The 21,098-nt window shown below is 42.3% G+C and carries 19 protein-coding genes, 1 tRNA gene and 1 other RNA gene; 11 read left to right on the top strand and 10 right to left on the bottom strand.

Features of this window, described 5'->3' with window-relative positions; all coding sequences use genetic code 11:
* The first annotated feature begins 13 nt into the window (after positions 1-13).
* Positions 14-937 carry a hypothetical protein gene (locus tag ABMY35_RS00165; RefSeq protein ID WP_349284507.1) on the top strand — a complete coding sequence of 308 codons (924 nt, stop codon included), beginning with the start codon at positions 14-16 and terminating at the stop codon, positions 935-937.
* Positions 938-1,277: 340 nt separating this feature from the next.
* Here the strand turns inward: ABMY35_RS00165 and ABMY35_RS00160 are convergent, their stop codons facing one another.
* Entirely contained in the window at positions 1,278-1,775 is a 498-nt protein-coding gene (locus tag ABMY35_RS00160; RefSeq protein WP_138479882.1) for an RDD family protein, read from the bottom strand.
* Positions 1,776-2,027: 252 nt separating this feature from the next.
* On the opposite strand from ABMY35_RS00160, the gene ABMY35_RS00155 reads away from it, so the two are divergent.
* A tRNA-Leu gene (locus tag ABMY35_RS00155) sits at positions 2,028-2,112 on the top strand.
* Between the two features lie 337 nt (positions 2,113-2,449).
* On the opposite strand, the gene ABMY35_RS00150 is transcribed toward ABMY35_RS00155, so the two are convergent.
* From ABMY35_RS00150 to fldB, 8 genes are all read right to left on the bottom strand, one after another.
* Positions 2,450-2,833, bottom strand: coding sequence for a glutaredoxin domain-containing protein (locus ABMY35_RS00150; protein WP_349284506.1), 384 nt, complete (start codon positions 2,831-2,833; stop codon positions 2,450-2,452).
* A gap of 3 nt (positions 2,834-2,836) precedes the next feature.
* Positions 2,837-3,271, bottom strand: coding sequence for a hypothetical protein (locus ABMY35_RS00145; RefSeq protein ID WP_349284505.1), 435 nt, complete (start codon positions 3,269-3,271; stop codon positions 2,837-2,839).
* Positions 3,271-3,516: a hypothetical protein gene (locus ABMY35_RS00140; RefSeq protein WP_349284504.1), complete on the bottom strand. Its 246-nt coding sequence runs from the start codon at positions 3,514-3,516 to the stop codon at positions 3,271-3,273. The genes ABMY35_RS00145 and ABMY35_RS00140 overlap by 1 nt, the downstream gene beginning before the upstream one ends.
* 255 nt (positions 3,517-3,771) lie before the next feature.
* Complete coding sequence (locus tag ABMY35_RS00135) at positions 3,772-4,251, bottom strand: thioredoxin family protein (RefSeq protein ID WP_349284503.1); 480 nt, start codon at positions 4,249-4,251, stop codon at positions 3,772-3,774.
* A 9-nt stretch (positions 4,252-4,260) separates the two neighbouring features.
* Positions 4,261-6,633: an ABC transporter permease gene (locus ABMY35_RS00130; RefSeq protein ID WP_349284502.1), complete on the bottom strand. Its 2,373-nt coding sequence runs from the start codon at positions 6,631-6,633 to the stop codon at positions 4,261-4,263.
* On the bottom strand, positions 6,626-7,303 hold the full coding sequence (locus ABMY35_RS00125; RefSeq protein WP_349284501.1) for an ABC transporter ATP-binding protein: 678 nt from the start codon (positions 7,301-7,303) through the stop codon (positions 6,626-6,628). The genes ABMY35_RS00130 and ABMY35_RS00125 overlap by 8 nt, the downstream gene beginning before the upstream one ends.
* Positions 7,300-8,451, bottom strand: a complete 1,152-nt coding sequence (locus ABMY35_RS00120) for an HlyD family efflux transporter periplasmic adaptor subunit (RefSeq protein WP_349284500.1) — start codon at positions 8,449-8,451, stop codon at positions 7,300-7,302. Before ABMY35_RS00120 ends, ABMY35_RS00125 begins: the two co-directional genes overlap by 4 nt.
* Before the next feature lie 378 nt (positions 8,452-8,829).
* Positions 8,830-9,351 (bottom strand): flavodoxin FldB, encoded by a 522-nt coding sequence (fldB, locus tag ABMY35_RS00115; protein WP_349284499.1) that lies wholly within the window; start codon positions 9,349-9,351, stop codon positions 8,830-8,832.
* 79 nt (positions 9,352-9,430) lie between these two features.
* On the opposite strand from fldB, the gene xerD reads away from it, so the two are divergent.
* The 5 genes from xerD (at position 9,431) to lysS (ending at position 15,829) form a co-directional block, all read left to right on the top strand.
* Positions 9,431-10,357, top strand: a complete 927-nt coding sequence (gene xerD, locus ABMY35_RS00110; protein WP_349284498.1) for a site-specific tyrosine recombinase XerD — start codon at positions 9,431-9,433, stop codon at positions 10,355-10,357.
* A 59-nt stretch (positions 10,358-10,416) separates the two neighbouring features.
* Entirely contained in the window at positions 10,417-11,154 is a 738-nt protein-coding gene (gene dsbC, locus ABMY35_RS00105; RefSeq protein ID WP_349284497.1) for a bifunctional protein-disulfide isomerase/oxidoreductase DsbC, read from the top strand.
* Positions 11,155-11,298: 144 nt separating this feature from the next.
* Positions 11,299-13,029 carry a single-stranded-DNA-specific exonuclease RecJ gene (recJ, locus tag ABMY35_RS00100; RefSeq protein ID WP_349284496.1) on the top strand — a complete coding sequence of 577 codons (1,731 nt, stop codon included), beginning with the start codon at positions 11,299-11,301 and terminating at the stop codon, positions 13,027-13,029.
* A gap of 132 nt (positions 13,030-13,161) precedes the next feature.
* A protein-coding gene (gene prfB / locus ABMY35_RS00095; RefSeq protein WP_130256774.1) for a peptide chain release factor 2 occupies positions 13,162-14,260 on the top strand; the annotation gives its coding sequence in 2 pieces (ribosomal slippage) (positions 13,162-13,236 and positions 13,238-14,260; 1,098 coding nt in all).
* A gap of 27 nt (positions 14,261-14,287) precedes the next feature.
* Complete coding sequence (lysS, locus tag ABMY35_RS00090) at positions 14,288-15,829, top strand: lysine--tRNA ligase (RefSeq protein WP_138567378.1); 1,542 nt, start codon at positions 14,288-14,290, stop codon at positions 15,827-15,829.
* A gap of 305 nt (positions 15,830-16,134) precedes the next feature.
* Here the strand turns inward: lysS and ssrS are convergent.
* Positions 16,135-16,317: non-coding RNA, 6S RNA (ssrS, locus tag ABMY35_RS00085), on the bottom strand.
* A 222-nt stretch (positions 16,318-16,539) separates the two neighbouring features.
* On the opposite strand from ssrS, the gene ABMY35_RS00080 reads away from it, so the two are divergent.
* The 4 genes from ABMY35_RS00080 to ABMY35_RS00065 are packed head-to-tail and all read left to right on the top strand — an operon-like array spanning position 16,540 to position 20,764.
* The gene (locus ABMY35_RS00080; RefSeq protein WP_058028872.1) at positions 16,540-17,097 is read left to right on the top strand and encodes a UPF0149 family protein; all 558 of its coding nucleotides are present in this window, start codon (positions 16,540-16,542) and stop codon (positions 17,095-17,097) included.
* Entirely contained in the window at positions 17,097-18,407 is a 1,311-nt protein-coding gene (gene pepP / locus ABMY35_RS00075) for a Xaa-Pro aminopeptidase (RefSeq protein ID WP_349284495.1), read from the top strand. Before ABMY35_RS00080 ends, pepP begins: the two co-directional genes overlap by 1 nt.
* Positions 18,408-18,416: 9 nt before the next feature.
* On the top strand, positions 18,417-19,598 hold the full coding sequence (gene ubiH, locus ABMY35_RS00070; protein ID WP_349284494.1) for a 2-octaprenyl-6-methoxyphenyl hydroxylase: 1,182 nt from the start codon (positions 18,417-18,419) through the stop codon (positions 19,596-19,598).
* Positions 19,598-20,764, top strand: a complete 1,167-nt coding sequence (locus ABMY35_RS00065; protein ID WP_349284493.1) for an FAD-dependent monooxygenase — start codon at positions 19,598-19,600, stop codon at positions 20,762-20,764. The genes ubiH and ABMY35_RS00065 overlap by 1 nt, the downstream gene beginning before the upstream one ends.
* The last annotated feature ends 334 nt before the right edge of the window (positions 20,765-21,098 follow it).

Below are 21,098 nucleotides of genomic sequence, written 5' to 3'. Positions count from 1 at the left end.
AGGAAGTTAAAACATGAAAAAACCGCTTATCGCGATTGCTGTTATTGGCACAATAGCAGCGGGTTACGGTGTAACTCAATATAAAGCCAATGAAAAACTAAATAACGAGATTGCTAAGCAGATCTCTGTTTTTGAAGAAACATCAGGTTTTTCTGTTGATTACAAAGAAGCAAATTACTCATTGCTTAGCCAAGAAGTCAGCCTGAAAGACATTCAGTTTAAAGGCCCGGAAGGTGAAGACCTCGCTGTGATTAGCCAAATCATCATTGAAGGCTATGAAACTGACAAGATTAGTCCATATACGTCAATGGACTTACAAGGTTTACGTTTTGCGCAGCCTCTCATTGAGCAAGCACAGCAAACGGCACCGTCAGAGTTATTAAATGCAAGCTATGACATCACTTCAAGCTTAAAGTATGACGAAGCAAGCGGTAAGAGCGACTTCGATATTGGCTTTGTTGCTGGTGAAGTTGCCTCTATGGATATGGCCTTCTCATTAGGTAACTCAAAGTCACTGATGGAAGTGTCTCTAGAGTCGCAAAAACTGCAATCTCAAAGTCCACTGACTATGGAGCAAGAGCTGCAACTTCAAAGTAAAATGATGATGGCAATGCAAGAGCTGCAACCGCAATCATTCAACTTTACGTTTAATAACAAAGGTCAGTTCGATACTGTTGTTGAGAAGCAACTGTCTGCGGTTCAATTAGATAAACTGACGTTTGTGCAACAAGCACAGATGCAAGTAGACATGCTGCCGCTTGCTGAAGATTCAAAGTCTGAATTAATGAACTTTGTAAATGGCTTAAATAGCTTAAATATTTCAATGCAACTAAACGAAAACAAAGCGGTATCGCAACTTGCAATGGAATTGGCAGGCCTAGCTCAGCAGCCTGAAAAGTTAGCAGAGTTCCTTAACTTACAAGTTAAAGGTAGTTAAGCAACTGCATTACTTTAGCTTAATATTAAAAAAGGCTTCAGATTTGAAGCCTTTTTTGTTTCTTTCATTTTTATACCCAAACCACCTCAAGATACGAGGTTCAGCGAGAATTGATTGTCTGTCAGACAAGGCATCGATTTGAAGGTCTAGTGGTTCTAAATCGAAAATTGATAACGCAGTATGAAAGCCAATCAAACTCGCCCAAGGGAGCGTGCTTTAAGTCCTATTTCATCGTCAAAGCACTTGGAAAGGACTCGTCATTACGCTGCGTCCTTTTCCTTGAAATAGAACAGAAGGCAGCGCTCTGAATCATGCATATTGAGGAAGTTTGGGTATAGTTCTAATCTAAGCTGTTATAGACACGCTTGTTTTCTTCTTTGCTCAGTAACAATACTTCTGTACCACAGATCATATCTTGCAGTGCACGCTTTTGTTTAAAGTCGACCAGTACCAGTAAATTACCTAAGCCTAATAATGCGAATAAACTACGCGCCATGGCTTTCGGCCAAGACAGTAATTGACCGTCGGGAGTTTGAACTTTTAAACGCCAAGCTCGCATACCAATAGTTTGACCGCTCTTAGTCCAGAAGTAGCTGAAAAAAATCATACTAACTAAAACTAACAATACACTGCGAAGACCGTACAGCAGAGGAGTAGATTGAATCAATGCAGACACATCTTCATGATCGCCCAATGAAATCATACCTAACGAAATAAAGCCCTGAATAATGAGCAGATAAGCCACAGTAGTTAGCATAGCAAACGCGATCACAACTAAACCGTCATACATTAAAGAAGCAAGTCGGCGCATTAATCCAGCGCGAGGAAATTCAGACATCTTAGCCAACACTTAAATAAGAAAATAATGAAGCTATTTTACACAAAGCCAATGAAAATGGCGAAATAGCTGTTTATAAAAGTTAAGCGGTTAAAATGTCAGCAGTTAAATGGAGCAATAAAAAAATTGCTTGCTCCCACTAGGGGATGTTTGTATAGTGTTTTGCACAGAGATGAGGGCATAGAAAAAAAGCCTGAGCTCAAAGTGGTTTTTCTTTATTTTCTCTTGGCTAGAAGATCAAAGAAAAATTATGCCAGTGTGATGGAATTGGTAGACATGACGGATTCAAAATCCGTTGCCTTCGGGCGTGGCGGTTCAAGTCCGCCCACTGGTACCACTTTTTATATAACCCTAACCGTTTGGTTAGGGTTTTTTTATGCCTGAAATTTGTTGAAAGCATCGCACTTTAAAACTTCGTTAGCACCGACTTTATGTCGGGTCAATGGTATGTTGGCTAAACGCGATATGAAATCGCTGCTACCGAAGCAGCGATGAAGAGCCTGACTTTAATGTATTGCATGAGGTTAAACTCGGTAGCACCGACTTTATGTCGGGTCAATGGTATGTTGGCTAAACGCGATATGAAATCGCTGCTACCGAAACAATCTTGAAAGGTGGGTATAATACTTTATATTTTTTTCGTGGTTAATAACCTTAGCTATTTCTGAAAACAGTTATAGGTTTTTTAGCTCAGCTTCTAGTTTCAATTGATTAAAACCTAAAAGCATTTTGTCTTTGATTAAAATAACAGGGATTTGCCTGATATCGTGCTCTTTTAATTTGTTGTTAGCAAGCTCAGAGTCTTCAATATCAAAGTTTGTGTAGGGAATATTATTGGCCTTTAAATACGCTTTTAACGCATTACAAGCGCTACACCACTTTGCGGTATACACGGTCACTTTGCCGTTTTCAACTTGCCAGTAAGTCTTATCGGTTATCTGTCTTTCTGACGTTTGTTTCTCTGGCTGTGTTTTTAAATAATGCATTGCGGTGTAAGTAATCAAATAACTGCCTAATGCAATGGCTAGGTACATGCCAAGCTTTTTAATGAAGGTCATAACTTAATCCTTGTAGGTATAACTTTGAATAATAGTGATAGTGTGTATTTTGAGTTTATCTTTAAAGCGACTTTTTATTTTTTTGAGTAAAGCTTCTTGGTCGCGGCAAGGAGGACAGGGCCCTACATCAGATGCAATCGTCACATAAAATAATGTAAAGCCATTCGAGTTAAAGGTGAGCGGTTCATTTAATAACTCCTCTAGGTTATCTTTCACAGTGTCAGAATCGGGTAAGGCGGCCTTCAGTTTGAACTTACTTAGTAAGGCACTATTAAAACGTCCACTCTTAAAAGTTAACTTTTGGCTTTGGTCAAATAAGAAAATCTGTGGCCCAGAATTATTAATAGGGCTAGCAACAATTTGTTCATGAGTGAATTGGTACTCTTTTGCTGCGGCAATATTTATGCTCAGTAAAGCGATTAATACTAGATACTTCATTACTCTTCCTTAGCTTTCGGTTTTCCAATTATTACTGGGCGATAGCCTTCAGGTAAATCATCAATCGTAAAAGCACTTTCTATAAGTGTTAAGGTATGTACTAATAGTTTATCTTTAAGTTTGCCCTGAATCTTTTTGATAATATCCATTTGCGCATCACAAGGCGGGCAGTCACCAGACTCTTCTGAGCTTATGAATATAAAGAGGGTAAAACCCTTCTCGTTAAATATTGCTGGTTCTTTCATAAAAAACTCTAGCGCTTTTTTAACTGTCTCAGACTCTCTCAAAGGTGTTTTTAACTTAAACCTGCTTAATAAGTTGTCGTCTTGTCTTTTTACTTTGTAAATGAGCGACTGATCTTGATTAAATAAATAGACTTGGGGAGAGTACGGTCCAAGGTTTGATTTTAACTTTTCAGGAAATGTTATGTCGTAATTTTTGGCCAAAGCGGTATTTGCGAGCAGTAAAATCAGTAGGGTGAAGTATTTCATTACCTTTCGTTAATTTGTAGGCTTTCCAATTAACTTTGGACGATAGCGCTCTGGTAAGTCCTCAGGTGCAAAATTGCTCTGTATAACAGTTAAAGTATGTACGGTCAGTCTGTCTTTAAATTTGCGTTGAATTTTATTAATAACATCCATTTGTGCTTTGCAAGGTGGACATTTGCCACCAATATCAAGTAAAACTACAATTAGGGTAAAGCCATTATCATTAAATACTAGTGGCTCTTTCATCAAAAACTCTAATTCTTGTTTAAGTTTGTCTGAATCTGGCAAAGGTGTTTTCAGTTTAAATTTACTTAATAAGTTGTCGTCTTGTCTTTTTACTTTGTAAATAAGCGTTTGGCTTTTGTCGAAAATATAAACTTGAGGAGCACCTAGGCCTAAGCTCGTTTTAACCTTTTCAGGAAATGTTATGTCGTAATTTTTTGCCAAAGCAGTGTTTGCGATTAATAAAATCAGTAGCGTAAAGTATTTCATTGTTTTTCCTTAACTAAGCGTATGCCATGTATTGTTTGAGTTTTTCTTTAGGTTAATCATAAAAATGGTGCTGGTTATCGCGATGAGGCTAAAGCAACAGGCGATGAACAATGTGTTTTGTTTGCCTATTGTCGCATGCGTTAAATGCTCCAAAGCAGCGAATTCAGAAAAATGGGGAAGTGAGATAAAAATCACAGTACTAAATACGAAGAAAGGGGTAAAAAAGGGTAAGTAAAGCTGCATGAATAGCGATATAAAACGGGCGCCCATACTGTATTTAAGGCTCAACTCTAAAGCCAGTTTTTGTACTAATTGCGACACCAAAGACGCACTAAATAAGACTGAAGCGAGTAACAGTGTGATGGCGACAATTAGGGTAAGCGCTGTGATGGTCCAGCGTGGTTTTTGCTCTTCATATACCAGATTTTCTAACTGCCATGTTGCGCCAATATCATATTTTTGGCTAATGCTTTTTACACTCTGCTGTATGACTGACTTATCAAATAGACCTGTTTCGTTTTTAACTATAATGACTTCGTTACCCATTAACGTAACTTTAGGCTCGTAGACAACAGGTGTTGGTTTGTTGTCAGGGCCTTGGTATTTAATGTCTTCTACCACCCCGATGACTTGATACTTTCTAGATTGTCCGCTCGTATCAACTCTAATTAAGAGGGCGTTGCTAAGTGATTGTTCTTTAAAGTACTTCTTCCAAAGGGTTTGATTTACGATGACTTTTATATAGTCGGTCTCTGTGAAGGTGTTGCCAATAATGAGTTTAGTGCCCATGACTGAAAAATAATCTGGTGTAACGGCTATAGAGGCGGTTTCGGTTTGCTGTGTGTCGCCAATGGCCTTACCAGAGCTAGTATACCACTGTGAAAAAGTGCTCCTATCAAGCAGAGGGACAGTGAAAGACAGTGCAACATGATCTAGAGCTGGGATTTTTTTCAACTCAAAGAGCAATTGGCGGTGTTGATCGTTCGCATAAAAAGTGCTCTGGTTGTTGTTATCAATCTTGAGCTCAAAATATTGAATGTTTTCTGGTTTAAAACCATAACTGACCTTGCTCAAGGCAATTTGCTGGTTGAGCGCCGAGCTGGCAATCACCAATGCGGTTAGAGTTGTACACATCAAAAAGCTAAGTAGCCCATAGGCTTGTATTCTTTCACTTAAAGTCAGTGAACTGCTCCTACCCAATGAAGTTTTGACTGTGTTTTCTTGAGTGAGTGTCAGGACTCTTACCAGTGCAAAGTGGCAACTGGCCAATAGCGCGTAAAATAAAACAAGCTGTGAAACTGGTAAATAGCTATGCTTGGCATTAAAAAAATCAAAAATCATAAAATGCGCTACAGGCTGTAACACCATAACAAGCAAGGTGACAAACAGCGCCAATAAACTTTCTTCGATGAGCTTTTGTACGCGTATATCTCGTTTATTGGCACCGCTCATGGTTCTAACAAGATACTCTTTTTGTTTTTTATAAAGCTCACCAATCACGTAACCACAAAATGCGATAATGCAAAATAATAACAATGTCACAAACACTAAGGTCAGCATTAACACTCGCTGTGTAGTTATTAGGTAGTCACTCGGAGTTAACCCAAACGCTGAAATAGCCTCCAGGTTGTTATCGTCAAAAATAAAAAAGTTTTCAATTAAGCTCGGTTTTGCATTATCGAGTAGCTGTTGCGCACGCGTCGTGTCTACGCCCATTAAGTAGGTTAACGTGTCGGGGGTAAAGGAGCTGCTGCCAGTGATGTTTTGCTTAAAAGCATAAGGAATAACAATGTCTGTTTGCGTGTTTTTCCTCAAAGAGCGAAATTCAGGAGGTAAAACCGCGACGATTTTAATCATCACCCCATTGATCGAAATAGCTTGATTGAGTGGGTTTTGTTTTTTGAAATGGGTCAGCCAAAGTTGATAACTGATAGCACCGACGACTTCACTGCCGACACTTGGAAATTCCATTTTCTCGAGGCTGCCTTGAAAAGCGGATAAGCCTAATTGTTGAAAACCCCCGCTAAAAAAGCTTACATTCACGTCTATAGGCTGAGGTTGCCCAATACTGAGCATGGCTTTTAAAGGTAATTGTTTTTCGGCACTGGGGTAAATATTCGGGGAGGATCGCTTCAACTCTTCAAGTATGCTGGTGTCTAACGGTGAGTGTGTACCTTCACCGGTAATATAAACCTGCGCAATGCCATTGGTGGCACTGATACCAGCAAAGCTTGGTGATACATAGGCTTGCTTATAGCTATATAAAGCCATAATTGATGATAGGGGTATTGCAACAAGTAGACTAACTAACCAAAGCTTTGGTTGGTTTTTTAGATACTTGAGCCAATTTATGGCGTAATCAATGGCTTGCTGATTATGCATGTTGTGCAATCACCCCATCATTTATATGCCATAGTGTATTTGCCAACTGTGCGTGAGCTTGGTCGTGGGTGATCAAACAAATGGTTTTACCAGCATCATTCAAGCGTGCGAAGAGATCATAAATGATCTCACTATTTTTAGAATCTAGATTCCCAGTTGGTTCGTCGGCGAGTAATACCGACGGGTTGTTTACCAAAGCTCTGGCTATAGCTATACGTTGTTGCTGACCACCAGACAATTCATTGGGATATCGATTCAAAAAGCTTTCCATGCCCACTATGCTGAGCGCGTCGACTACTTTTTCTTGATACTGTTTACGGTTAACTTGTTTGTTATAAGTCAGTGGCAGGGCAACATTATCCATCACTTTCATGTGGTTAAGTAAGTTGAAGTTTTGGTAAATAAAGCCAATTTCATAGGTTTTGAGTTGTGCAATAGATTCATTAGTCAATTGGGCACTGTCATGACCCATAACTAAGTAGCGCCCTTGGGTAGGCTGATTAAGCAGCCCTAAAATTGACAACAAAGTACTTTTACCACTACCTGAAGTACCAACAACGGCTGTGTAATCGCCTTTATCTAAAGTAAAGTTAACATGCTTTAAAATGGTTTCTTGGGCGTTATAGCTAAACGAAACCTGATCTAGCGCTAAAAGATGTGTATCACTCATAAAACATTTTTTATTATTGGTTGGTTAAAGTCAGCAGGTACCAGTAATGCGTAATTACCACTAAACGTATGGGGTAGTGAGATTTTTGTTGGGCTCTCGCTATCGATTGTTACTTTACTTACGCGGTGTGCATCACCATTGGGGCGGATTTCATAGACAACCCATTCATGTTGCGAGTTAAACTGTGCCGGCGTTTCTAAATACTTAAGCTGGTTGTGTTGTGCTGAGTGCGCAAGCTGGATCTCAGCTTCAATAGATTGCTCTGGTTTTAGCCAAGAGGGGGCTGAGTCTACTAGGTTTAAAATCACCGTAGAAGCACCATTTCTAACTACGGTATCGACATAATCAACTTTTGCCGCCAATTGCCCGTTGGGGGTATGTATGGTTGCAGTAAAACCGGTCGAAATTTTATTGGCGCTATATTGAGGCACTTGCACCTCAGCTAAAAACTCTCTGCCCTCTATAATTTCGAACAAGGGGGCACCTTGCCTAAAGTTATTACCTAGGTGACCATAGACTTTGGCTACCGTGGTATCTTGTGTGGCGGTTATTGTGAGCCTTTGTTTTTGGGCGCGCAAAAAGCTGAGTTTTTTAGCGGCGATTGAGCGGTCGACTTCAAGGGCTGCGAGGCGGTGTTGATAGCTTTTATCAAATAAAGCCAGCTCTTGCTCCCGAGCTGTAATGTCTAATTTGGCCTGCTGATAAGACAGTTCAGCTTTTTGATAATTAATCAGCGACACAATGCCTTGCTCTTGAAGTTTTTTGTTGGCATCGAGTTCTAGTTTGAGCTGTGCAAAGGCGGTTTTGGCCCTAAGGAGCTCGGTGTGCAATTTAGAACGCGATATTTCAAGGTCACTTTTTTCTATATTTAACTTCGAATCTAATACCGAAATTTGATACTCAGCATTTTGTAATTGCTCTTCAAGCTCAAAGTTTTCGAGCTTGGCTAGCACTTCGCCAGTTTTTACCCCTTGCCCTTCGCGAATATGCAGCTCACTGATAGTGGCATCAACAGGGCTGGAGATAAGTTTCAGACTGAGCGGCTTAATGGTACCTAAGCCTTTTATTACTGAACTTTTAGAGTCGGTTCTTACTTCAATAGGTGTTAAGTGCGCTTCATAATTTTGAGTATTAAATAGGAAAGTCACTATTGTCGTAAAAATGATTACTACTAAGAGAAGCACTTTATTTCGATTAAAAGTAAACTGATGTTTTTTTGTTTGAATATGTTTTTGCATAGTTTGCTAATTAAGAGTGAGATAATGGAACGACATAGGTTTAAGCAAGTTAAACCAGGCTAAATGGCGTCAGTGACTATCTGTTTCTTAAGTAGCTAAAATGAACGAGCGTATTTTTGTTTTGAAAAAGTGTAATTGCATTTTGTTCCTTCCTTGACCCTAATTAAGGTTCGAAAGTATTCTGAAGCAATCGTATGTTTTTTCAACTTATTTTGAAATGAATATGAAATATTTTATTGATATTAGGGGTAAAGAGCTTGATGTTATTCAAGCTCTATAAAAAGAAAGTTATAACGTCTCACTATACTCAGTAAGTACTTGCTCAACCCAAGTAGCAATGCGTTCGTCACTTTTTTCGTACTGACTGTCTTCGTCTAAAGCTAAGCCAACAAAGTGCGACTTATCTTCGGTCAGTGCTTTTGAGGCCTCAAACTCGTATTCATCGTTATTTGGCCAATAGCCTAAAAAGGTCACACCCTGTGGTGCGATTTTATCGTGTAGCATGCCTAGTGCGTCTTGGAACCACTGGCCATAACCTTGCTGATCGCCCATACCGAATAGCGCGATGGTTTTGCCTGCTAGGTTGACGTTTTCGATGTCGTCCCAGATTGATTCCCAATCTTCTTGTAGTTCACCGAAGTCCCATGTCGAAATGCCGAAGATTAAAAAATCGAAATTTTCAGCGTCTTTTAAGTTCACATCTTTAATGTTGAACATAGACAGGGTGTCTTTGCCGATGATGTCTTGAATTTTTTCAGCGGCCATTTCGGTGTAGCAGGTGGTTGAACCATAGAATAAGCCAATTTGCATGCGGTTTATCACTTCTTATAAGGCTGATATGATGGGGCAAATTTTACCTGATGACACTTTAAATTGATACAGGCGACCAGTGAGCGATTTAGCAGATTTTGAAAATGACATAACCGAGCAAGAAGATGTGATAGAAGCATTTATCGATGTGCTTTTTCTTGAGCATGGCTTGAGTGAAAATACCTTAGCTGCTTATCGCACCGATTTAGAAAAGTGCGATACCTTTATGAGAGCAGAGCAAGGCAGAGGGAATCTGCTTGAAGTAACGCAACAAGATATTGAGCAATACTTGGCGCACCGAGTCGATTTGGGTTTAAAGCCTCGCAGCACTGCCAGAGCGATCAGTGCATTAAAGCGCTTTTATTTGCACTGGGTGAAAGTGCAAAAAATTTCAGCATCACCTATGGTCAATATCGCATTACCAAAGACTGCTCAGGCAATTCCGAAAACACTCACCGAGAACGAAGTTGAAGCCTTGCTTGATGCGCCTAATGTTGAAGACCCTATGGGGCTTAGAGACAAAGCCATGTTAGAGCTGTTATATGCAACAGGTTTACGTGTCACTGAGCTTGTGGGTTTGCGTATGGAGCAAATTAACTTGCGCCAAGCTGTGGTGTTAGTGCGTGGTAAAGGTGGTAAAGAGCGCATGGTGCCGATGGGAGAAGAAGCGCAGCACTGGATAGAGCTATTTATACAGCAAGGTCGTGCTTTAATGATTAAGCATGCCACTGACTTTGTTTTCCCATCAAAACGTGGGATAGGTATGACTCGTCAAACTTTTTGGCATAGAATCAAACACTATGCTATTTTGGCAAACATAACGTCGCCATTATCGCCACATACGTTACGTCATGCCTTTGCAACACATTTGTTGAATCATGGTGCTGACTTACGAGTCGTGCAAATGATGCTGGGCCACAGCGACTTATCGACGACACAAATTTATACCCATGTAGCGAGCGAAAGGTTGAAATCGCTGCATCAAGAACATCATCCTCGTGCGTGATGGAATTTTTTTGAATTTATCCGGTCATACTGGGTAGTAACGAAATTTATGAGAACAGAATGAAAAAGTTAATTTTAGCTGCAGCAATGGCGTTATCTACAGGCGCAATGGCTGAGCAAGTGACTGCTCCTTTAGTTGGTGCAGTAGAAGCAACAGTAAGCCCAATCGAAACTCAGTTAAATAACTTAGGCTTAACAGTCAAAGCAATTCAAGATAGCCCAGTCGCTGGCTTAAATACGGTTTTAACTGACAAAGGCGTATTTTACGTGAGCCCAGATGGTCGTTACCTGGTTCAAGGTACGATGATCGATGTCGACAAACGAGAGAATTTAACTGAGTCGGCGTTAAGTGGCGTTCGTAAAGAAGGTGTGACTGAATACGAAGACTCAATGATCGTTTATAAAGCTGAAAACGAAAAGCATCAAGTTACTATATTTACTGATATTACTTGTGGTTACTGTCGTAAGTTACACCGAGAGTTAGATGACTACTTAAATGCAGGTATCACAGTGAAGTATCTTGCATTCCCTCGTGGTGGTTTACGTGGCAAGGGCTACAAAGACTTAATGAATGTGTGGTGTGCTGAAGATGCCGCAAAAGCATTAACAGAGGCAAAAGCGGGTGAAGAAGTGGCAGAAGTTAAAAATTGTTCTGCACCTGTGGCTGAGCACTACCAGTTAGGTCAGAGCTTTGGCATTTCTGGTACGCCAGCAATCATTTTAGAAGATGGTTCGATTATTCCTGGTTACCAACCAGCAGCGGCATTGGCGCAAGCGCTAGACGGTAAGAAGTCATAAGCGATAAAATTCGCTATAATCACCGTATTATTAAAAAGGCCTAAGGGCCTTTTTTTGTTGTCTGTTAAATCTCTGTTTTAACGTTTTAATGCTTATCCTCTTAATTCAGTATTATTAAGAGCAGGTATAAGGGTAAAAGAATAAATGCAAACCGTGATAGCAACACGTGAGCGCGTGGATGACAGCCATCTTCCTGCGCATCTTCATCCTGTAATTAAACAAATCTATGCAGCTCGTGGTGTTAGCGACCCTGTTGAGCTCGATAATCGTGCTAGCACCTTATTAAATTTCAACTTATTCAAAGATATGGATAAGGCCTGTGCTTTGTTGGTCGAAGCATTGCAACTGCAAAGTAAAATATTAATCGTGGGTGACTTTGATGCTGATGGCGCAACCAGTACCTCAGTACTGATGGAAGGGTTAGCACTGTTTGGTTTCCAGCATGTCGATTATCTTGTGCCAGACCGCTTTAGTTTGGGTTATGGCTTAAGCCCTGCGTTGGCAGAGCAAATTGTTACTATTTCACCTGATTTAGTGATCACCGTAGATAACGGTATTTCTTGTATTAGTGGCGTTGAGATTGTCAAAAGTGCCGGTATTAAAGTACTTATCACTGATCACCACCTGCAAGGTGAGCAACTGCCTAATGCCGATGCCATCGTCAACCCAAATCAGCATAGTTGCAACTTCCCTTCAAAAAGCATTGCGGGTGTGGGGGTGGCGTTTTACTTGTTGGTAGCGCTGCGTCACAGTCTTCGAGAGCTGCAATACTTTGCGACTCAACAACAGCCTGAACCAAATTTAGCAGAGTTACTCGATATTGTTGCACTAGGCACAGTTGCTGACGTTGTGGCACTCGATGCCAATAACCGCACATTGGTTTATCAGGGTCTAGCACGTATTCGTAGTGGTAAAACGCGACCGGGGATCACCGCACTGATTGAAGTGGCCAAACGCAATGCAGCGCGTTTATCTGCCAGTGACTTTGGTTTTGCACTCGCGCCGCGTCTAAATGCTGCGGGCCGACTCGATGATATGAGTCTAGGTATCGCCTGTTTGTTATCGAAAGACATCAACCAAGCAAGACGCATAGCAGGCGAGCTTGACGCACTTAACCATGAACGCCGTGAAATTGAAGCGGGCATGCAGCAAGAAGCGCAAGCTGTACTGGAGCGCTTGGTATCGGCACAACAAAGCGTGCCTGATGTTGTCTGTTTATATCAAGACGATTGGCACCAAGGGGTGATTGGTATTTTAGCCGGGCGCTTAAAAGAGCGCTATCACCGTCCGGCAATTATTTTTGCACAAGGTGACGAGGGTGAAATAAAAGGCTCATGTCGCTCTATCGAAGGGGTGCATATGCGCGATCTACTTGAGCAAATTAACACTCAGCACCCAGATCTAATTGCTAAGTTTGGTGGCCACGCCATGGCGGCAGGTTTAACCATTTTAGAGCGTGACTTTGAACGTTTTAAAATGGCGTTTACTGATGCTGCTAGTGCGATTTTGACCGAAGAGCATAAGCAAAGTGTGCTACTGACTGATGGCGAGTTGCCTGCGACCTGTTTCAATCTAGACTTTGCGCAATTGCTTCAGCAAGCAGGGCCTTGGGGTCAGCAATTCCCTGAACCTGTATTTGAAGGCGTATTTGAACTCATTCAGCAGCGTATTGTCGGTGAAAAACACCTAAAATTGGTGCTAAAACACAGCTCTGGTCAGTTAGTTGATGCCATCGCTTTCAACATTGATGTAAAAGCTTGGCCAAATACAGCTGCACAATACGCCAAATTGGCGTATCAGCTCGATATAAATGAGTTTAGAGGCAAGTTCTCACTGCAATTATTAGTGCGAGAAATTCAAGCACAACCCTCATAAACCCATTTATAGGGCACAGATTGTCTGTTATCATGGCGCGTTTAAAAATCACGCGCCTTTTTTATGAGCTGAAAAAGCGTTCAGCCGTTGATATTGGTCACGTGACACGTTAATTTTTTTGGAGTAGTGAGCATGTTTGAAGTGAATCCTGTGATTAACCAAATCAAGGAAATTCGCGAACGCACTGAGCTGCTTAGGGGGTATCTTTGACTACGCTCTAAAACAAGAGCGCTTAGAAGAAGTAAACGCAGAGTTAGAAGACCCAGCAGTATGGAACGAGCCTGAAAAAGCACAAGCATTGGGCCGTGAAAAATCGAATCTAGAAGCGATTGTTGAAACCATTGATAACCTTGTTGGTGGTGCAGACGATGCAGAAGGCCTAGTAGAACTAGCCGTTGAAGCCGAAGACGAAGAAACCTTTGAAGAAGCTCAAGCTGAAGTAGAAGGTTTAGTTGGTCAATTAGAAAAGCTAGAGTTCCGTCGTATGTTCTCTGGTGAACAAGATGCTAACGATGCCTATATTGACTTACAGTCAGGTTCGGGCGGTACTGAAGCGCAAGACTGGTGTAACATGCTATTGCGTATGTACCTACGCTGGGCAGAAGCGAAAGGCTTTAAAGTTGAAATCGTTGAAGCGACCGATGGTGATGTTGCCGGTATTAAAGGCGCAACCGTGCGTGTATCTGGTGAATATGCTTACGGTTGGCTACGTACAGAAACAGGCGTACACCGTTTAGTGCGTAAGAGCCCATTCGATTCAACAGGTCGTCGTCATACTTCATTTGCGTCTGCGTTTATTTACCCAGAAATTGACGACAACATTGAAATTGATATTAACCCGGCTGATTTACGTATCGACGTATATCGTGCATCGGGTGCTGGTGGTCAGCACGTTAACCGTACAGAATCTGCGGTACGTATTACTCACTTACCAACGAATACCGTTGTGCAGTGTCAGAATGACCGCTCACAACATAAGAACAAAGCGCAAGCAATGAAGCAGTTAAAAGCGAAATTGTTTGAACTTGAAATGAAAAAACAAAACGCCGAAAAGCAGTCTCAAGAAGATGCTAAATCAGATATCGGTTGGGGCAGTCAAATCCGTTCATACGTATTAGATGACTCACGTATCAAAGATTTACGTACTGGCGTTGAAAACCGTAATACCCAAGCGGTATTAGACGGTGATTTAGACAAATTTATCGAAGCCAGCCTGAAATCAGGCCTTTAATCAACAAGCTAAACTAAGAGCTAAAAAATGACAGATCAAATCCAAGACGAAAATAAACTCATTGCTGAGCGTCGTGCTAAATTGGATACAATTCGTGAGAATTGTGATGCCAATGGCCACCCGAACACCTTCCGCCGTGAAGACTATACGGCTGATCTACAGGCTAAGTTTGGTGATAAATCGAAGGAAGAGCTTGTTGAGTTAGACCATCAGGTATCGGTTGCAGGTCGTATCCTTGCTAAACGTGGTCCTTTCCTTGTGTTACAAGACATGAAAGGTCGCATTCAAGCATATGCATCAAAAGACGTGCAAAAAACGCTTAAAGAAAAATATGGTCAACTAGATATCGGTGACATCATCGGTGTGTCTGGTCCACTTCATAAGTCAGGTAAAGGCGACCTTTACGTAGACATGGTGCAATACGAGCTACTGACTAAGTCACTTCGTCCGTTACCAGAGAAGTTCCACGGCCTAACAGACCAAGAAGCTAAGTACCGTCAGCGTTATGTTGACCTGATCACCAACATGGACACGCGTGAAACGTTCCGTATCCGTTCAAAAGTGATCGAAGGTATTCGTCGTTTCTTAGCTGAGCGTGACTTCATGGAAGTTGAAACGCCAATGCTTCAGGTTATTCCTGGTGGTGCAACGGCGCGTCCATTCGTGACTCACCACAATGCACTAGATATCGACATGTACCTACGTATCGCGCCTGAGCTTTACCTTAAGCGTCTAGTAGTAGGTGGTTTTGACCGTGTATTCGAGATCAACCGTAACTTCCGTAACGAAGGTCTTTCAACGCGTCACAACCCAGAATTCACGATGATCGAATTCTACCAAGCGTATGCTGACTACAAAGACCTAATGAACTTAACTGAAGACATGTTACGTACTGTTGCACAAGACGTTCTTGGTACAACAACCGTGATTAACACCGTTAAGAACGCAGAAGGCGAAGTGGTTGAGACGATTGAATATGACTTCGGTAAGCAGTTCGAGCGTCTATCTATGGCTGATGCAATCATCAAGTATGGTCCTGACGCTGAAGAAATCGCGCACATCTTCAAAGATCCTGAAAACCACTTCGATGAGCTAGTCGCTTACGCGAAGAAAGTACACGTTAAGATCCCAGAGAAATGTGTATGGGGTGCAGGTAAGTTCTTATGTGAAATCTTCGAAGAAACAGCTGAGCATAAGCTAATTCAACCGACTTTCATCACAGAGTACCCGTGGGAAGTGTCACCACTTGCACGTCGTAACGATGAAAACCCATTCATCACTGACCGTTTCGAATTCTTCGTAGGCGGTCGTGAGCTTGCTAATGGTTTCTCTGAGCTTAATGATGCACAAGACCAAGCTGAACGTTTTGCACGTCAGGTTGAAGAAAAAGATGCCGGTGATGATGAAGCAATGCACTTCGATGCTGACTACATTCAAGCGCTTGAGTATGGTTTACCACCAACAGCGGGTGAAGGTATTGGTATCGACCGTCTAGTGATGCTTTTCACTGACTCACCAACAATCAAAGACGTTATCTTGTTCCCGCATATGCGTCCACAAGCTGACTAATCTCGATTGAGTTTATCGATAAGAGCCTTGGCAAATGCCAGGGCTTTTTTTTGCCTAATAAAAGCTATATTTAGCGTTAATACCAATCCTCAATAATACTCAATCATTTTGAGGGACTAAAACTGACGCTAACTTCGTTGAAAATTTCTTATTTAGAACAACTAAATAGCAAAATTTCGCCTCGTTACCGACAAGTTTTTCTTACCTCAAGATAGGTCGCTTAATTAAGAGGATTGGTATAAGACATTTTATATTCAGATTTAGGGAATTTAGAAAACTGAGAAAGAGATTCAGAAATAAGGTAAGACTTCCCCGGCTTCGCGGATGCTGATGTCAGCCCTTGAACCCTAAGGTTCAAGGCGGAGTGTAACAGCTCACCGTAGGCTTCTCGGTACATGCCAAGCTTGCGCAATAGTAAGCAAACTACACCCCTAGATAAAGTTTATCGGCTCAGGGACTTAATCTGCTGTCCTACGAGCTAGGGAATTAAGTTCAGTATATAAGACTTGCAGCAGAGGTAAACCATAAATCAAGAAATATCAGTTCAACTGCTGGCAAATTAAACGCCGCTGCTCATAAATGAAGCCCTTTAAAGACAATTGTTTGGAGTTGCTATACTGTGAGTGTTAGCATTGATAGCAATTAAATTAAGACATACTTTTTAAATTGAGTGTGTTCTTATAATGAAGATTCTTTGACGAGCATTAGCAATGACAGAAATGACCGATTACACACAAGCACAACTGCTGCTTGAAAAGCATGATATTTTCGTATCGCCTTCAGAAGCACACGGCACCATTAGTGGTTTGTTGGCTTGTGGCTTAAACATTGATGAAAAAGACTACTTAATCATGTTAAGTGACGTGTTTAACGACGGACAAAGTTTCTCAAACGAATTAAAAGGACTATTTGGTCAAATGTTCACGCATGTTATGTCATGCTTCAACAGCGAAGAGCCAAATTTTGAGCTGTACTTGCCGAATGAAGATGAAACCTTACTAGATAAAGCCAATGCGCTAGTGGCGTGGGTGTCGGGCTTTTTATTGGGCTTTGGCTTAAAGCAAAAAGACTATGGCAAGTTGTCGGCTGATGTCAAAGAAGTGATCAGCGATTTTAGTGAAATTACTAAACTCGACACTGACTTCGGTGAAGAAGAAGAAGACCAACAAGCTTTCCACGAAATTGTTGAGTATATCCGTGTTTCAGCACTGTTATGTTTTGCTGAAATGGGCAGAGAAACGGTTACTCCATCAAAGACGTTACACTAATGGTCAGCATTCAAGAATTTGTCCAGCGCAGAAGCAAATTACTTGCGCAACTCGATAACCACAGCGTAGCGATTATTCCTGCTGCGGTTGAGATCACCCGCAGTCGCGATACCGAATTCCCGTTTCGCCAAGACAGTGACTTTTTCTACCTAACCGGCTTTAAAGAGCCAGATGCCGTTTTAGTCTTATCAAAAGACGAGCAAGGTGAAGGTAAAAGCACGTTATTCTGTCGTAACAAAGATAAAACCGCCGAGATTTGGCACGGCCGCCGAGTGGGCTATGAAAGCGCTAAGTCTGACTACTTGTTTGATGAAACTTATCCGTTAAGTGAGTTAGACGATGAGCTTCTGCAACTGGTAAATGGCAATCGCACTTTATTTTACGGGCAAGGTACTTACAGTACGTTTGATGACAAGATATGGGCTTTATTAAATACTTTGCGCGGTGCACCGAAAAAAGGCTATCGCGCGCCTGAGATCATCAAAGATACACGCCCGCTTATTCACGAAATGCGTTTGTTTAAATCAGACGCAGAAATTGCCGTGATGCGCAAAGCGGGTCAAATAAGCGCTGAAGGTCATGTGCGTGCAATGCAGTTCGCCAAGCCTGATGCTACTGAATACCAACTGGAAGCCGAGCTTCATCATCATTATGCCATGAATGGCGCACGCTATCCGGCTTATGGCACCATTGTCGGCTCAGGTAATAATGCCAATATTCTGCATTACACAGAAAACAGCGATACCTTAAAAGCAGGCGACTTAGTGTTGATTGACTCAGGGTGTGAACTTGAAGGCTATGCAGCTGATATTACTCGTACTTTCCCAGTGTCTGGTAAATTCAGTGAGCCACAAAAAACCATTTATGAGCTGGTATTAAAAGCCCAAGCGGCGGCATTTGAGCATGTGAAGCCGGGCGGTACTTTGGTTGCGGCTAATAAAGCGGTGATGACAGAAATGACCCAAGGTTTGATTGAGCTCGGTATTTTATCTGGCGAGTTAGATACACTTGTTGAAAAGCAAGCATGCAAAGCGTTCTATATGCATGGTTTAGGTCACTGGCTAGGTCTTGATGTACACGATGTGGGTGAGTACAAACTCGATGAAGCTGACAGACCATTTGCACCGGGTATGGTGTTGACCATAGAGCCTGGTTTGTACTTCGATGAAGATGCACAAGTGCCAGAACAATATAAAGGCATCGGCATTCGCATTGAAGACGACCTATTGGTAACTGAAAATGGTCACGAAAATCTGACCCAAGACGTGCCGAAAACCGTAGCAGAAATAGAAGCGTTAATGCAGCAGTAGGAGAATGCGTTGCAGCACTTTGATGTTGTGATTGTAGGCGGCGGTATGGCAGGGGCCACCGCTGCTTTGGCAATCAAAAAGACCAGCCCAAATTTGCAAGTTGCCGTGATTGAGGCATTTGCACCAAAAAGCCAAGCACACCCTAGTTTTGACGACCGCTCAATTGCCTTGGCCGATCAGTCTGTGCAGTATTTAAAGCAATTTAACTTGTTTAATGCTGACTGGCCGTTTGCCGAAGCCATTAAGCAAGTACACGTGTCTGATAGAGGTCACTTTGGTAAAACCTCATTGCACCACCAAGACTATAAAACGAATGCCCTTGGTTATGTGGTGGAAGTGAACCCATTTGGTGCCTATTTACATCAACAGCTAGCTAAAACGGACATTCAATTATACTGCCCTGCGACTATTAATGAATTAAAGCAAACACAAGACAGTGTTGAGCTGACCTTAAACGACGAAACTCAGGTAAGCGGAAGGTTATTAGTCGTTGCCGATGGTGCTCAATCACCCACGCGCAAACAGCTAAACATAGGTTTTGATAGTCTGGCTTATGAGCAAGGGGCGCTAATCGCCAATATCGAAGTTGAAGGCGGTCATAGCGGCCAAGCGTTTGAACGTTTTACCGAGCATGGGCCAATGGCACTGCTGCCTATGACACAAAACCGCTACTCGCTGGTTTGGTGTATGCCTAACGCACACCTTGAACATTATATAACGCTTGAACCTCACGCCTTTATTGCTGAGCTGCAAGCTGCCTTTGGCTATCGCGCTGGGGTATTCAAACAGGTTGGTATGCGCGCACAATATCCGCTGGTACTAGGTCGAGTCGAGCAGCTGGTTCATCACCGTAGCGTATTAATTGGTAATGCAGCACACGCTATTCACCCAATTGCTGGGCAAGGTTTTAATTTGGGTTTAAGAGACATTCAAGCTTTGGTTGAGCTGATTGCATCAGAGCAACATGCTTTGGGTGAACATGCTTTTACGCAAGCTTATAATCTTGCGCGTGCACAAGACATCAAAACGGTGATGACACTGACCGATGCGCTCGTGCGACTATTCTCTAATTCTTCTCGTTTAATGGCACTCGGTCGCAGTTGCGGTTTGCTTGCCATGTCGCTGTCTGAAAATTTTAAAGCACCGTTAGCCAAGCAACTAATGGGTCATGTTATTAAAGGAAAAAGCTGATGCAACAAGCGCAAGTATGTATTGTCGGTGGTGGCTGTGTAGGCCTCACTTTGGCCTTAGGTCTGGCGAAAAATAACATTAGCGTGCACGTGATTGATGCAGGCAGTGAACCTGCGCCACTTACTGAGCAGTTTGCTAATCGCGTGAGTGCCATCAGTCTTGCCAGTCAAACGCTATTTACTGAGCTAGGCGCATGGGATGATATTTTAGCGCAGCGAACTTGTGCCTATACGCATATGGACGTCAGAGACAAAGACAGTTTTGGCAAAATTGCCTTTAACAGCACCGAGCTAGATTTACCTGAGCTTGGGCACATCATTGAAAATGACGCTATACGTTATGCGCTGTTTCAGCAGTTAAAACAGTATTCATCTGCAACGCTTAGCTTTAATACTCGCTATCAAAGTATTCATCAAACTGACACTGACGTGTTAATCACCTTAGAGTCAGGCATGCCGGTTATGGCCAAGCTATTAGTTGCAGCAGATGGCGCAAATTCGGGTATTCGTACTCAGTTTAAAATGCCCATTACGTTTTGGGACTACGACCACCACGCTATCGTCGCAACGGTTAAGACGCAAGAGACACACAGCCATACTGCAAGACAAGTATTTTTACCAACTGGACCTCTGGCGTTTTTACCACTCAGTGATGAACACAGCCAATCAATCGTGTGGTCAACGTCACCTGAGCAAGCACAGCATTTAATGTCGCTAGATAAAACTGAGTTCAATAAAGCATTAAATGTCGCCATCGACGGTCAGTGCGGTTTATGTGAAGTACAAGACGACCGGGCGATGTTCCCACTGAAAATGCGTTACGCCCAACAGTGGGTAAACGGCAAGATTGCATTAATGGGTGATGCTGCACACACCATCCACCCGCTGGCGGGGTTAGGTATGAACCTAGGTCTTAAAGATGTAGCGCTTTTAATTAAACTACTCACCGACAGCAAGCAAGAATTTGCCAGCACTCGCGTGCTGCGTGAATACGAACGCGCTCGTAAACTCGATGCACAAAAGCACATTGCCATGATGCAAGGTTTAAAAGAGCTGTTTGAAGGCGATAACCCGTTGAAGAAACTGATCCGCGGTGTAGGATTGAGTATGGTTGATAACCTTGGGCCGATTAAAACTCTGTTTGCCAAAGAGGCAGTGGGTAAGTAAGTGCATCCGTGCAAAATATACGTTGCGAAGCAAGGTTACTTTTGCGCAATAAGCAATCTTAAAAATTGTTTTACAGTAGTCTTCAATTTAACTCTTTGTCGCGTTGGCGACGGCAACCAAAGGGCGGCTGCCGCTGGCCGCTCGGGTGCGCCCTTCGCTCTGGACTCTCCCTGCGCCCCTCAATCACGCTTAATCTTCAAAACGTATTCGATATGAACGTAAGCGGCTGAATAGTCCATCCATGGACTAAGTCAGCCTTACATTTCATCCATGAAATGAATTACTCATCAATTACTTATTTTCAGGCGTGATAGAAGGGGTTAGGGCGTAGCCT

This window comes from Pseudoalteromonas sp. BZB3 (genome assembly GCF_040104455.1).
Lineage (GTDB): Bacteria > Pseudomonadota > Gammaproteobacteria > Enterobacterales > Alteromonadaceae > Pseudoalteromonas.
This window is presented reverse-complemented; position numbering and strand designations above follow the sequence as displayed.